9 protein-coding genes are annotated in these 13,937 nt (G+C 54.8%); 6 read left to right on the plus strand and 3 right to left on the minus strand.

The window, feature by feature from the left end:
* Positions 1–40 precede the first annotated feature (40 nt).
* A complete protein-coding gene (locus tag BM123_RS01885; protein ID WP_090165103.1) occupies positions 41–739 on the plus strand; it encodes a CoA transferase subunit A in 699 nt (232 codons plus the stop codon).
* A 116-nt stretch (positions 740–855) separates the two neighbouring features.
* The gene (locus tag BM123_RS01890; protein WP_090165199.1) at positions 856–1,509 is read left to right on the plus strand and encodes a CoA transferase subunit B; all 654 of its coding nucleotides are present in this window, start codon (positions 856–858) and stop codon (positions 1,507–1,509) included.
* 89 nt (positions 1,510–1,598) lie between these two features.
* Here the strand turns inward: BM123_RS01890 and BM123_RS01895 are convergent, their stop codons facing one another.
* Positions 1,599–4,514 carry a PEP/pyruvate-binding domain-containing protein gene (locus BM123_RS01895; RefSeq protein ID WP_090165104.1) on the minus strand — a complete coding sequence of 972 codons (2,916 nt, stop codon included), beginning with the start codon at positions 4,512–4,514 and terminating at the stop codon, positions 1,599–1,601.
* 582 nt (positions 4,515–5,096) lie between these two features.
* On the minus strand, positions 5,097–5,594 hold the full coding sequence (locus tag BM123_RS24845; RefSeq protein ID WP_406603234.1) for an outer membrane protein assembly factor BamB family protein: 498 nt from the start codon (positions 5,592–5,594) through the stop codon (positions 5,097–5,099).
* A 72-nt stretch (positions 5,595–5,666) separates the two neighbouring features.
* On the opposite strand from BM123_RS24845, the gene BM123_RS01900 reads away from it, so the two are divergent.
* The 3 genes from BM123_RS01900 to BM123_RS01910 all read left to right on the plus strand — a co-directional run bounded on the left by BM123_RS01900 (position 5,667) and on the right by BM123_RS01910 (position 9,307).
* Positions 5,667–7,571, plus strand: a complete 1,905-nt coding sequence (locus BM123_RS01900) for a RecQ family ATP-dependent DNA helicase (protein ID WP_090165105.1) — start codon at positions 5,667–5,669, stop codon at positions 7,569–7,571.
* The gene (locus tag BM123_RS01905; protein ID WP_090165106.1) at positions 7,568–8,659 is read left to right on the plus strand and encodes a glycosyltransferase family 4 protein; all 1,092 of its coding nucleotides are present in this window, start codon (positions 7,568–7,570) and stop codon (positions 8,657–8,659) included. Before BM123_RS01900 ends, BM123_RS01905 begins: the two co-directional genes overlap by 4 nt.
* 234 nt (positions 8,660–8,893) lie before the next feature.
* Positions 8,894–9,307, plus strand: coding sequence for a CBS domain-containing protein (locus BM123_RS01910; RefSeq protein WP_090165107.1), 414 nt, complete (start codon positions 8,894–8,896; stop codon positions 9,305–9,307).
* On the opposite strand, the gene BM123_RS01915 is transcribed toward BM123_RS01910, so the two are convergent.
* Positions 9,304–10,482: a ribonuclease D gene (locus BM123_RS01915; RefSeq protein WP_090165200.1), complete on the minus strand. Its 1,179-nt coding sequence runs from the start codon at positions 10,480–10,482 to the stop codon at positions 9,304–9,306. The two genes, BM123_RS01910 and BM123_RS01915, sit on opposite strands and share 4 nt — an antisense overlap.
* Positions 10,483–10,707: 225 nt before the next feature.
* On the opposite strand from BM123_RS01915, the gene BM123_RS01920 reads away from it, so the two are divergent.
* On the plus strand, positions 10,708–13,899 hold the full coding sequence (locus tag BM123_RS01920; RefSeq protein ID WP_090165108.1) for an AsmA family protein: 3,192 nt from the start codon (positions 10,708–10,710) through the stop codon (positions 13,897–13,899).
* Positions 13,900–13,937: the final 38 nt, after the last annotated feature.

A 13,937-nucleotide genomic window follows, 5' to 3' on the forward strand; every position in this document is an offset into this window, starting at 1 on the left:
TGACAACTGAGTTATCTTTGCCACGCCTAATCAAACGATCATGAACAAAATTTACGCGAACGCCCGGGAAGCCATTGCTGGCATTGAAAGTGGCATGACGCTGATGCTGGGAGGCTTTGGCCTCTGTGGAATTCCGGAAAACAGCATTGCTGCGCTGGCGGATACGGACATCAATAATCTGACCTGCATCTCCAACAACGCTGGTGTGGATGACTTCGGCCTTGGGCTGTTGTTACAATCCCGGCAGATCAGGAAGATGATCGCCAGTTACGTCGGCGAAAACGCCGAATTTGAACGGCAGATGCTCTCCGGCGAATTGGAAGTTGATCTGATCCCCCAAGGTTCTCTTGCCGAACGCTGCCGCGCTGGTGGCGCGGGTATTCCGGCATTCTTTACCCCCGCCGGCTTCGGTACCGAAGTGGCAGAAGGCAAGGAAGTGCGGGAATTCAACGGCAAGCCGCACATTCTGGAATCAGCACTGACGGCCGACTTCGCCATCGTGAAAGCCTGGAAAGGCGATAAGCACGGCAACCTGATCTACAAAGGAACCGCCCGCAACTTTAACCCCGTGATGGCCATGGCCGGAAAGATCACCATTGCTGAAGTGGAAGAACTGGTAGAGCCCGGAGAACTGGACCCCAATTTTGTACACACCCCCGGCGTATTCGTACAACGGATTTTCCAGGGTGCGAAGTTTGAAAAACGGATCGAGCAGCGGACGGTGCGGGAGCGAACCTGAGGTAAGATCCCTTTTTCGGGTACAAGTACAGATGTACCCGAAAACCGCAGCCATACTCATTTCGGGTACAAGTACAGATGTACCCGAAACCACCCTACAAAAGTCAAAAATACATCATGCTCAACAGAGATCAAATAGCCCAACGCATCGCTCAGGAAGTACAGGATGGCTGGTACGTCAACCTCGGTATCGGCATCCCCACCCTGGTGGCCAATTACGTCCGTGATGACATCAGCGTCGAGTTTCAGTCAGAGAACGGTATCCTGGGCATGGGCCCCTTTCCCTTCGACGGTGAAGAAGACGCCGACCTGATCAATGCTGGCAAGCAAACCATCACGGCCCTGCCCGGTGCGGCTATTTTTGACTCCGCCACCAGCTTCGCCATGATCCGCGGTCGCCACATTCAGCTGACCGTACTCGGCGCAATGGAGGTCGCCCAAAACGGCGACATTGCCAACTGGAAAATTCCCGGTAAGCTCGTCAAAGGAATGGGCGGCGCGATGGACCTGGTCGCTTCTGCGGACAACATCATCGTAGCCATGAACCATACCAACCGCAAGGGTGATTCCAAAATCCTGGAGCAATGTACCCTGCCACTAACCGGCGTCGGCTGTGTCAAAAAGGTTGTTACCAATATGGCGGTGCTCGAAGTATTGGGCGATGGCTTCCGCCTGCTGGAGCGTGCTCCCGGCGTTAGCGTGGAAGACATTCAGAAAGCGACGGCCGGAAGGCTGGTGGTGAAAGGCGACATTCCGGAGATTATTTTGTAGCGCCGGGTGCGCTTCGCGGCTGCCTTCGGCGGTCAGTCGGCGAAGTACGTCGACTGACCGCCGAAGGCAGCCGCGAAGCGCACCCGACGTTACAAAGAAACGCCCAGGTCAATCCAAACCCCTTCCCGCTTAGCAGGAGAGATACTCTCCAGATACTCCGAGCTCATTGCATTCTTATTCTCCACGAAGGGGCGAATCTGGAATAGCCAGATCTTATCGTCGGCAAAGCCCAGCTCTACGTCAAACGGACCATCAGTCTCCACCCCGTCAGAGGCGGGCATTACGCGCTCAACCTCCTGGCCGAGTTCATACAGATCTTTCAGGTTCTTGCGGCTCAGGATACGTTCGTCAAAGGCAGCGGGTACCATGACACTACCACCGGTTTTGGGCAGGCGGCGATGCAGCCGTTCCCGGGCAGGAGCCAGCAGGGTGAAACGGCCCAAATGATCCAGCAGGTAGGACTCAGCGGCCTGTCCGTCCACGGCGCCACCGGCGCCGCGGCTGAAAGCGACCGTAATATCATCCGGGTGGCCGGAAGTGACGCCCTTGGTGATCATAACACCGGAATGATCAACGTCCACGGTTGGAATGATGAGGATACTGGGAAAGACATTCTCCGGATTGAGGAGGTAACGCTGTCGCCAGCGATAGCTGCGCTCCGTGTAGGGGCTGGCCCAAACGGCCTTTATGCCATCAATGATCCCGGCTTCATCCACTACGTTGAAGACGGTCTTGTTGAGGCCGGCGCCCGTAAAGTCCTCCAGGTCTTCCATGTTCGTATCAGAGCGCAGGAAGACGGGGACACCACCAAGCGGACCACCGAGTACTTTACTGAATCCCGCCCGTAGCTCATTGATCAGGGAAGGATACAACTCAATCTGCGCAATGGCCGCTCTCAGCGTAGCCAGACGTTCCAGGGTAAAGGTTTCAATTTCGGCCTCCGAAAAGCCTTTCTCTTCCATCTTTTTGGCGTCGGCGAAACCCCGATTCAGGAACTCCCAGTAAGACAAGTCTCCCTGCCCCGGCATCCGTTGGTTCAGGTGCTCGCGAAAGATGCCGAAAGGAATAACGAGCCCTTCCACAACCTTCTCCGGGAACAACTGCTTCAACTGCCCGAGGTTGGCAGCCTTCGGCCCACAACGAACTCCTGAGTCCGTCGAGTTAACGTTGCGCATATTGAGTACTGACTTCGTGCTCAGGTCGATCCGATCAACCGGAACCCGGATGCGCTCCAGGTTACGCTCCCGAACGGCAAAGAGCTCTTGCTCAACATCAGACATATCACCGGCGGGCTTCATCAAAACCGTCCCGGCATTCGAGACGGCATAGAAAACTTCTTCGCCGTCATAACTTTTCAATTCGGAGAACTGATCATCCGTCAGTACCGCATTAGGTATGCCCAGGTTACGGGCCAACAGCTGTACGTGGCTGACCATATTCCCTTCGCTGACGGTCAAAATTCCACCGACGGGCTTCAGGTCTGCCGGCGGGCGACTGAAGACAAAAATGTCGTTAGGGTTCACTTCTACTTCGTCGGGGGTTCCTTCAATCAGGCGAAGCTTTCCTTTGGCAAAACCGGGGTTCAGGCCCCGGGCCTGCGCCTGGTTCCGGAGGTCCATCAGCGCATTGCCCTGTTCGGAGTGATCCGCGAGCCAGCCGCCAAGCGAGCCAACGGCTTCCCCTAAAGGCAAGAGCACCGAAGAACGGATGCGATCATCCAGAAAGCCTAAAGCCTTAGGCTCGAAAGCAGCGTAACGCTCAACGACATCCACGTAAACCGCCCGGTTGGTAGCGGTACCCCACTCCACAAAACGACGTGCATTATCAATGTATTCGTTCAGGCTGGCGGGGAAAATGTATTGGTAGTTCTGATCCGCCAGCTGGCTTTCGGCGTCTTCGTATTCCCAGAGTTCCACCAGTCCGGCACCGGCGGCAGCTTTACCGAGGTAACAGATTTTTTCCATCAGCTCACGTGGAGATGCCGGCTTCCAGCTGCCGGCGCTGCGGAAGATGAGGTCGGAGAGCTCGTTCTGCAGGTCGATCATGGCAAGTTTATCCCGGGCGGAAAGTTCCGTGTCCTGCGTCATGGCTTCCCGGAGTTGGAGGCTTACCTCGGTAGCTGCCGTCAGGCGGGCCTGGTTGTGCCCCTCCGCTTCGTGGTGAAAGATGAATTGCTCAAGCATCCGTTTCATCACGCCGTCAGCGAGGCCGGCGGTCAGGTCACGGATGTTTTCCAGTCCGCTTCCCCCGTAGGCAGCTTCGATGTCGGCTACGAGTTGCTCCGCGTCTTTCGTCAGTCCTTTTGTGTCCAGTTCCTTTTTATTGGTTTCTGCAAAGGAGCGTACGGCGGCAGCATCCTCCAGGGCTGGGCTTCCGTGAATCTTTATCCGCAGGTCCATAAAGTCCGGATAAGCATCCGCAATGTTCTTACTTACCGCACGGATGCGTTGGTTCAGGTCCGTGTCTCCCCGATGGGGAATATCTCTGGCTGCCTGCAACAACAGGTAATAATCCGTTTTCAGCAATCCGGGCTTACGCATCAGCCAGAGGAAAAAATCACGCCCCCAGTTTTCTTCGTCTTCAATCTGAAACGCCCCCCGGTAAAAGCGGGCTTTTTCCAGTACCCAGCCGTTGTCTACGGCGGCCAGGTAATTCCCCAGCTGATACTGCTTCAGCCGGCTTTGGTCTTTAGCCTCATCCCAAAAACTGGCCCGATCGGTATTCGTCAGGATCTGCCCCCAATACAGATGATCGCGCACCATCAGGCTTTTGACGTCTGATTTATAATCTGCGTGTTGGTGGTTGTCTTCTGATTGCTCTTCACACGGTTCCCGTGGCGCATTCTGCGTTCCGTCAGCACAGAACCAGAAAATACCACGATAAGGCCCCCGGGGATCAGCCCGGTATTCATTGACAAGCTCCCGCAGGCGTTCATCAGTAGTTTGGGCAGATATCTCAGGGATAAGGGCAAGGAAGAGGACAAAAACAACAAGAAGACGCAGCATGTACAGGTGGCTTGGTATGTAAACGTAAAGGTAGAACCCCCAAACTAAGGTTTAGTGCGCTCAGCAGGAGTATTTTGCGCGCACGCAGGTGCAGAGCTTAGTTAAAAGAGCAAGAGAAGAGCCCCTTGGCCCTGCTCTATATGCCATTCATTGCACCAGCGGACGCGCCCCTCCGGCTTCTCGTTACTGTTTTGCGAGAAGTATCCATCACGTAACGAAAAACCTGTGCCCAACCGCGCAGCAGCCACCAAGTACATCTGAGTAAATCCATGATAATCTGTGGTCAAATATCCCGTAGCGATTAAAGCCTCGCCTCCTTCGCACGAACAATCAGTCGCGCAACGGCCAGGGCCAACAGCCCGCATACCTCAGTCAACTCCTTCCCGAAGGGAACTCGCCACCGCTCGCTGCCGGAGGCAGCATCAACCGGAAAACTCGTCACGCAGCGACCTCCTCCCACTCCTCTTCTCCTCCCGCTCCTCAGGAAAATAAGGTCGCGCAGTGGCCAGGGCCAACAGCCCGCATACCTCAGTCAACTCCTTCCCGGAGGGAACTCGCCACCGCTCGCTGCCGGAGGCAGCATCAACCGGAAAACTCGTCGCGCAGCGACCTCCTCCCACTCCTCTTCTCCTCCCGCTCCTCAGGAAAATAAGGTCGCGCAGCGGCCAGGGCCAACAGCCCGCATACCTCAGTCAACTCCTTCCCGGAGAGAACTCGCCACCGCTCGCTGCCAGAGGCAGCATCAACCGGAAAACTCGTCGCGCAGCGACCTCCTCCCGCTCCTCTTCTCCTCCCGCTCCTCAGGAAAATAAGGTCGCGCAGCGGCCAGGGCCAACAGCCGCATACCTCAGTCAACTCCTTCCCGAAGGGAACTCGCCACCGCTCGCTGCCGGAGGCAGCATCAACTGGAAAACTCGTCGCGCAGCGACCTCCTCCCACTCCTCTTCTCCTCCCGCTCCTCAGGAAAATAAGGTCGCGCAGCGGCCAGGGCCAACAGCCGCATACCTCAGTCAACTCCTTCCCGAAGGGAACTCGCCACCGCTCGCTGCCGGAGGCAGCATCAACCGGAAAACTCGTCACGCAGCGAACAGGTAGAAAAGATAACCTCAACCTATCTCCGTACCTTGCCTCGCAGCTAATCAACCACTGAACTTGTCACCAACCGAAATTCTGCAGAAATACTGGGGTTACCCGTCCTTCCGGCCCGGGCAGGAAGATATTGTTAATGCCGTACTGGAAGGCAGAGACACCCTGGCACTGCTACCCACCGGCGGCGGTAAGAGCATCTGTTTTCAGGTACCAGCCATGGCCCTGGAGGGCGTCACCATCGTGGTCTCTCCCTTGATTGCCCTGATGAAAGACCAGGTCCGTCAGCTCAAAAACCGGGGCATCATCGCCGATGCCATCTACAGTGGCATGCGAAAGTCCGACATTGACCGCGTCTTCGACAATGCCGTCTACGGCAATACGAAGCTGCTCTACATGAGCCCCGAGCGCCTGCTCACCGAGCTGGCACGCGTCCGGATCGGTAAGATGAACGTTGCGCTCATTGCTGTTGACGAGGCCCACTGCATCAGCCAGTGGGGCTACGATTTCCGCCCGCCCTACCAACAGATTGCGGAGATCAGAGAATTACACCCCGAAGTGCCCGTCATCGCCGTCACGGCAACAGCCACCCCGGAAGTGGTCGTGGATATTCAGGAAAGCCTCGACTTCAAAAAGGGGGCTTTTGTCTACCAGCAAAGTTTTGGCCGGGACAATCTCGCCTACGTCGTTCGCCGGCCCGAGGCGAAGGAAAAGCAAATTCTTCAGATCCTGAAGGGAGTTCCCGGCACGAGCATCGTCTATGTCCGCAGCCGGGGCCTCACCAAACAGCTGGCGCTGATGCTGCAACGCAGCGGCATCGCCGCTGCCTCCTACCACGCCGGCCTGGAGCCGGAAGAAAAAGACCGCCGGCAGGAAGCCTGGATCAACGGTAAACTGCGGGTCATTGTGGCCACCAACGCCTTCGGTATGGGCATCGATAAGCCGGACGTGCGCAGCGTCATCCACTACGGACCACCGGATAGCCCTGAGGCCTACTTCCAGGAAGCCGGCCGTGGCGGCCGCGACGGAGAAACAGCCTTCGCCATCATGCTCTATCATCCCGCTGACGGCGAACGATTGCGCCGCCACTGGGCCCTGTCTTACCCCGAAATCAAAGAAATCAAGCGCATCTATCGCGCTCTGGGCAGCTATCTTCAACTCGCCGTAGGCAGTGGTAAAGGTGAAGCCTATGATTTTGACCTGGTTCCTTTTTCTCAGACATTCGGCTTCGATGTACGCCAGGCCTACGCAGGTTTAAAAGCATTAGAAAGAGCAGGTTACATCATCTTAACGGAAGCAATACATCAACCAGCTAAGCTACAGTTCATCGCCACGAAAGAGCAACTCTACGATTACCAGCTAAAGAACCGGGACAAGGACAAACTCGTTAAGTCCATCCTCAGAACGAGCCACGGCGCCTTCCTCAACCCCGTGCAGCTTCAGGAAGGCTCACTGGCCAATTTCCTGAACATCAGCCTGGAAGAATTACAACGCACCTTCCGCAAAATGGCGGGCGAAGGCATCATCGATTACTTCCCGACCAAGGAACTGCCACAGCTGGTATTCACGGAAGAAAGGATTGACGCTGATGCCCTGCGAATTGACGCTAAGCAGTATAACTTCTTACGCGACCGGGCCGAGTTCCGGATCAACACCATGACGGCTTATGCCGAGTCGGACGCGGGCTGCCGATCCCAAACCTTACTACGTTTCTTCGGTGAAGAGGAAACTACTGCCTGCGGCATCTGTGATCTTTGCCGGGCTAAGGTTGTTGCCGGAGAGGAGGTTCTTCACCCAAAGAAAGTCTACGCCGACCTGAGCGAACGACTGAAAAATGATGCATCCGTCACGCTGGAAGATGCCATTTCCATCTACGGCAGCCTACGCAGCACGGACACCAAACGCGCCATTCAACAACTGATCGACGAGGGCCTCCTCGTTCGCGAAGGCCAATATCTCCGTCGAACATGAGAATTATCTGTACCGTCACGAATGACCTGAGTCAGGATCAGCGCATGGACCGCATCTGCACCAGCCTTGCCCGAGCCGGTCATCAGGTAACCCTGGTGGGGCGGGAGTTGCCGGACAGCCTTCCCCTACCCGACCGCCCCTACAAAACCCACCGGATCCGTTGTAAGAACCTCTCCGGAAAGAAGTTTTATACGGAGTATAATTTCAAGCTCATCCGCAGTTTGCTGCTCTGGCGCTACGATGCGATCTGCTCGGTCGACCTCGACACTTTATCCGCCGGCATCGCGCTCACCCGCGGGCGGGCAAAGCTGGTCTTCGATGCTCACGAGTGGTTCAGTGAAACGCCCGAGGTAGTAGGCCGCCCGATGATAAAAGGAGTCTGGCGGGGTATGGCTAAGGCCCTCGTGCCCCGAACGGATGCCCGCTACACCGTGGCCCCTCAACTGGCTAAAAAACTGGAACAGGAATATGGTATGCCCTTCCAGACTGTGCGCAACCTCCCCTTGCGCAGTACTAAGGCAGACAACCGCATCACGCCAGATAAAAAAATCCTGTTGTATCAGGGAATGCTGAACCCCGGCCGGGGGCTCGAGACGGCCATTGAGGCATTGGCGAAACTTCCCTCCTGTGAGCTGTGGCTGGTGGGTTCGGGGCCGGAGGAGGGCGCTTTACGCAGGTGCAGTGAAAAGTTTGGGGTCAGTGATCGGGTACGCTTTGCGGGCTTCCGCCCGCCGGCGGAGCTGGCCAATATTACCGGGCAGGCATGGCTCGGGCTTAACCTGCTCGACGGCTCCAGCCCAAGCTATTATTATAGTCTTGCCAACAAGGCACTGGACTACATCCAGGCCGGCCTGCCTTCCATACAGATGGACTTCCCGGAATACCGGACGCTACAACGCCAATATGGCTGCTTCCTCCTGCAAAAAGACCTGAAAGCCAAATCGCTGGCCCAAAACATCCAGTCGCTGATCGAACGCCCCGTCAGCTACGAAGAGCTGGAAGTGCGTTGCTCCGTTGCTGCGGAAGAGCTCGTTTGGGAACGGGAAGAAGAAAAGCTGCTTCGCATCTGGCGGGAAGTAGCCAGGTAAACCAGCAGGGCTCCCCTCTTTATCTCATCCGGTAATCACTGCCTTGGCTGATCGCCCCTGGCTGTGGCGTTTGACATGGCGGACAAGTACAGTTTCCTGCCCTGACAAATATCATTTTCCTGCCCAGATTCTGGTGATTTGCATCACTGGCACTACCGCATAAGTCTCCCACCTTTGCAGCGTAAGCGGGCAGAGAGAATGTCCTGCCAGTATAATCAACAAAATCAAAGTACAATGAAAAAGCGCACGCCAGTTTCAAAGATCATGTCTACTGATCTTTTGTCCGTTAACCTTTCCCAAAGTCTGCGTGAAGTGGACTCTGTCATCAAAGACCAGCATGTACGCCACGTACCGGTGGTTTCCGGAGACAACGTTATTGGTATGCTTAGCAAGACCGATCTTCAGAAGATCAGTTTCGTTAATACCGTTGACGGTAGTGGACTAACCACGGCCATGTACGATAGCCTTTCCATTGAGCAGGTAATGACGAAAGACGTCAAGACCGTGGACAAGGACGATACGATTCTTGACGTTGCTACGATTCTTTCCACCAACGAGTTTCACGCTCTTCCGGTAACGGACTCTGGCAAACTGGTGGGTATCGTTACCACAACCGACCTGGTAAAGTATCTGATTGATCAGTACTAATCAGCCATCAGCGCAATCTTACCGCCTTCGATTTTCATCGTCAGGTCGTCAAAATTGCGAACCCAATTAAGGAAGTCTTCGCCCAGCAGTTCTCCCCTCCATCCACTACCGAGGATAGATTGGCGAACTGCGGCGTCTTGCTTCATCCGGCGGATAGCATTACGGGGCATCACCAGCGAGTGACTGATATTGGCCTCATTAGCGCGGTACTTCATGATGAGGTAGAGTAACTCTACCAGCATATCGTCTTCCTCATCGTCCTGGCTCGGACGCTGAACGCTCTTGGCAACTGCCAATTCTTCTTCCGTAGCGGGCTTATTGTACATGTCCATGAACATGTCGCCGTATCGCTTGATGGTCCGGTTAGGCAGTCGGCGGCTTTCCAGCATTGCCTCCTTTCCACCGCGGACACCACGCACAAGCTGGCCAATGACCTTGCTCTGCAGGATCATCTCCTTGCTGTAGTTCTTCTCCTCCGCCGTAGCCCGACGCCATTCATAGAGGCGAATCAAAAACACCCGCTCCTTCGTTCTGCTGGAACGAGCCAGATTGCTATTGAGGAATTCGTGGTTGGGGTTACGGTAATAGTATTCATCCTCTCCCATCAGGTTACACTCTTCGGTTGCCCAGCTGAGGCGTCCGTTCTTTTCGAGTTGCGCCGTGATGGTGTCGTATAGCTTTCGCAGATAGATAACGTCGTTGAGAGCGTACTTCACCTGCTTATCACTCATGGGCCGTTGGGTCCAGTCCGTAACGGCATATCCTTTCCCGAGACGGTCTCCGACTTCTGCCTCAACCAGTTTGGCAAAGCTTGTGGGGTAACGGTGGCCAATAAAACCAGCCGCCACCTGGGTGTCGAAAATATTCTTTGGCACCGTGCCAAACTGCTGGTAAAGCAGTCGGTAATCGTTATCACCAGCGTGGGTAATCTTGATTACGGACGGGTCTTCAAGAATTTCCAGAAAAGGCGTCAGGTCCTTCACGGCAATCGGATCGAGCAGGTAGTAACCATGTTCACAGCTGATCTGGATCAGACAGAGTAGGGTAAAATAGCGTTTTTCACCAATGAATTCCGTGTCAAAGCCCATCCACTTGATGTCTTTGCACTCTTCGGCAAATGATTCCAATCCGGCTGGAGTATTGATAAAAGTGTGCGCTGCAATAGTATCGCTCATAAAGTCCTTATAAATGGGACCGCAAGGTAAAGGAAAGGCAGCAGGAAGTAAGAGTACTCTCTTCAGTTTATACATTTTTACTCCCTTAAAGACGTTTTAGCCAGTGAAGAATGTGGCTTTTTCCTTAAGACTTCGTTAAAACGTATAGAAAAACGTGCAAACTGTCTTTTTAGCCCATCCGTTAACCTCAGCGTGACTTTTGCGTTCTGGAATAAAACCAACTGTATGAAAACCATTAAGCGAATCCTGATTGCCATCGTGCTATTGCTTGTTATTGGCATTGGCTTTCTTCTGGCAGCTCCAATCATCTTTAAGGATAAGATTGTCGCTAATGTAAAATCCAGTATCAATCAGTCGCTGGATGCCGAAGTTGACTTTACGGACATCGACCTGAGCTTCCTGCGGAGTTTCCCGGATATTTCTCTTTCCGTTAGTGACCTGACCGTGATCGGGGTTGACACTTTTGCCGGCAAACCGCTGGCCACCAGCGAATCGCTGGAAGTCGACCTGGGTTTCTGGTCCGTCGTCGCCGGTGACGGCAGCTACGTAATTGATGAGGTGCGCTTAGAAAAGCCCGTAATCAATCTTCTGGTGCTAAATCCTGAGCTGGCCAACTACCTGGTCGTTCCCGAAACAGGCGACACCGCTCCGGAAACTTCCACTGCACCTGCGACCGCGCAAATAAATCTGTCTCACTACGAAATTCATGACGGCACCTTTGTCTATGACGATCGCAGCACGAATACTTACCTCAAAATTGAGGGATTAGAAACGGAAGGAGACGGTGACTTCACCGCCAGCATTTTTGATCTGGACACCTACTCCACCATTGAAGCACTTACCCTGACGCAGGGAGGGGTTACCTACCTGAACAAGGTAAAAGCAGTTGCCGACGCGATGGTTAATGTCGACCTCGACAACAGCCGCTACACTTTCCTCGACAATAAGATTACCCTCAATGCTCTCGACCTCGTCTTTGGCGGCAGTATTGACCTGGAGGACAACGACGACATCCTGTTTGACCTGACCTACGAGGCACCCGTTAATGATTTCCGTCAGCTATGGAGTCTCATTCCCGCCGCCTACACCCAGGGATATGAGCAGGTAAAAACGAAAGGCAACTTTACCCTGCAGGGTACCGTCAAAGGCCCCTTCAACAGCGAAGAAGAACGCTATCCGGCCTTTACCGTTAATAGCAACATTAGTGGTGGCAGTGTGCAGTATCCTGGCCGCCCGGTGGGCATCAACGGCATTGATGCGCAGGTAATGGTCAATAGTCCCAGCAGCGATTTAAACAAGCTGGAGGTCAACATCCCCCGTTTTGATTTCGACCTCGGCGGCGATCCGTTCCGCGGTCGCTTCAAAATGACAACTCCCATCAGCGATCCGAACATTGACGCTAAGGTTAACGGCAGGATAGACCTTCACAAATGGTCACAAGCCATTCCGCTGGAAGGCGTCCGTGATCTGGGCGGCGTAATCGTTGCCGATATCACGATGGACAATGTGCGGCAGAGCCTGCTCGACGCTGGCCGCTACGCTGACGTTAACCTGGGCGGAGACGTACAGATCAGCGATTTCGTTTATGTAGCTGACGGCCTGCCTTCCGTGAAGATCGCCAGTGCCTCCGCTGACTTCACCCCCCAGGCCATCAACGTTGCTGATTTCCAGGGCAACCTTGGCCGTAGTGACATCGCTGCCTCCGGCAAAATCACTACTCCCCTCGCCTACTTCAGCCCGGAACAAACGATGCGCGGTGACATGGTGATTCGCTCCAATTTCTTCGACGCTGACGAATGGATGCCCGAAGAAGAAGCCCTTACCCCCGCCAGCCCCGCAGAGATGGCCGCCAGCTCTGCCACCGAAACTGAAGAAACCGCCATTTTTGACCGCTTTGATTTCGACATCGACGCAGAAATCGGTGAACTGAAATATGCCAGCTACCGGCCTAAGAGTATCCGTGCCATCGGTAATGTGAAACCCAACCGCATGGAAATCGCCAGTGCGGGAGCGACTATGGGGGACAGCGATTTTTCGGGCTCCGGCACCGTCACGAACCTTTTCGACTACACCTTCGGAGAAGGCATTTTGGGTGGAGCTTTGTCCGTACGATCTAAAATGCTTAATCTGGATGACTTCATGGACGAGGAGGCCATCGCTGAAGCCCCCGCCGCCAGTAGCGCTGAAGGGGAAGCGGCTGCCGCCATTCCCGTCCCCACCAACATCAATCTCGACGTGGACGTGGTAGCGGATGTCGTAAAATATACGAACGTGACGATGGAGAACGTCCTTGGTCAGTTGTTGGTCCAGAGAGGGCAAGCCGTGATTCAGGACGGCAGCGCCGCCCTGCTGGGCGGCCGGATGAACTTTGCCGGAGCCTATGACACCTCTGAACCCGGGGACCCCGGCTTCCGCTTCCACTATGACCTGCAGTCGCTGGACTTCAACCAGGCCTTCAGCACCCTGAACACCTTTGCGGCATTAGCGCCCGTAGGCAAATTCCTGCAGGGGCAATTCAGCACGGACCTGGTACTGGAAGGTAAGCTCGGCCAGGACCTTTTCCCCAAGCTCGGCACTATCGATGCTAAAGGCCTGTTTCAAACAGCCGAAGCCCGGCTGGCTCAGTTTAAGCCCGCCCAAAAAATTGGCCAGGCCCTAAACATCGATGAGCTCAAAAACAGTACCGTCATCAAAAACCTGATGACCGTCTTTAAAATCGAAGAAGGTAAAGTTGAGATCGAACCCTTTACCCTGAAGTTGGCGGGGATGCCACTGCAGGTATCCGGCCGTCATGGCCTGGACATGGACATGGATTATCAGATTCAGGCAGCCATCCCACGGGAGTGGATTAAGGGTAATATTGTTACGGGAACGGCTCTGTCTGCGCTCGATCAATTAGCTGGTCAGGCGGGCAAACTTGGCTTAAACATTACACCGGGTGATACGCTCAACGTCGCCATCAATCTCGGGGGTAACATCAGTGACCCCACCACCAGTTTCAAGCTATTGGGAACAAATGGCGGGGAGCCACAATCGGTGCAGGATGCCGTAGTTGGCGCCGTCAAAGACCGCGTTCAGGACGAGGTAGACACCCGCCGGGAAGAGGCGACTGAACGGGTGAACGAAGAGGTTGACAAGGTAAAAGAAGATGCCCAGCGCCGTATTGACAGTCTCCGGGCCGTAGCCACTAACCGCAGCCAGGAAATTCAGGATAGCATTCGCCGCGCTGCGGCGGCGCAAGCCGAACGCCTGCGCCAGGAAGCCGCCAATAAACTGAAACTCCAACTCGACTCTGCACGGCTAGACTCCATTCGCAGGGCCTTGCCCCCGGGTGTAAATGAGGCTGCCGACAAGGTTAAAGAAGAACTGGAACGCTTCAATCCGTTCAAGAAAAAGAAAACGGGCGGCGGGGAGTAGATAGGGATAGACGATAGGCAGTTGGCGATATTTGACAG

This window comes from Neolewinella agarilytica (genome assembly GCF_900110645.1).
Lineage (GTDB): Bacteria > Bacteroidota > Bacteroidia > Chitinophagales > Saprospiraceae > Neolewinella > Neolewinella agarilytica.

Bases quoted from the DNA above. Each gene is read 5' to 3' on its own strand.
- BM123_RS01915 (WP_090165200.1), bottom strand. From the start codon at position 10,482: ATGAGCGATACTATTGCAGCGCACACTTTTATCAATACTCCAGCCGGA.
- BM123_RS01895 (WP_090165104.1), bottom strand. From the start codon at position 4,514: ATGCTGCGTCTTCTTGTTGTTTTTGTCCTCTTCCTTGCCCTTATCCCT.
- BM123_RS01920 (WP_090165108.1), top strand. From the start codon at position 10,708: ATGAAAACCATTAAGCGAATCCTGATTGCCATCGTGCTATTGCTTGTT.
- BM123_RS01890 (WP_090165199.1), top strand. From the start codon at position 856: ATGCTCAACAGAGATCAAATAGCCCAACGCATCGCTCAGGAAGTACAG.
- BM123_RS01910 (WP_090165107.1), top strand. From the start codon at position 8,894: ATGAAAAAGCGCACGCCAGTTTCAAAGATCATGTCTACTGATCTTTTG.
- BM123_RS01885 (WP_090165103.1), top strand. From the start codon at position 41: ATGAACAAAATTTACGCGAACGCCCGGGAAGCCATTGCTGGCATTGAA.
- BM123_RS01905 (WP_090165106.1), top strand. From the start codon at position 7,568: ATGAGAATTATCTGTACCGTCACGAATGACCTGAGTCAGGATCAGCGC.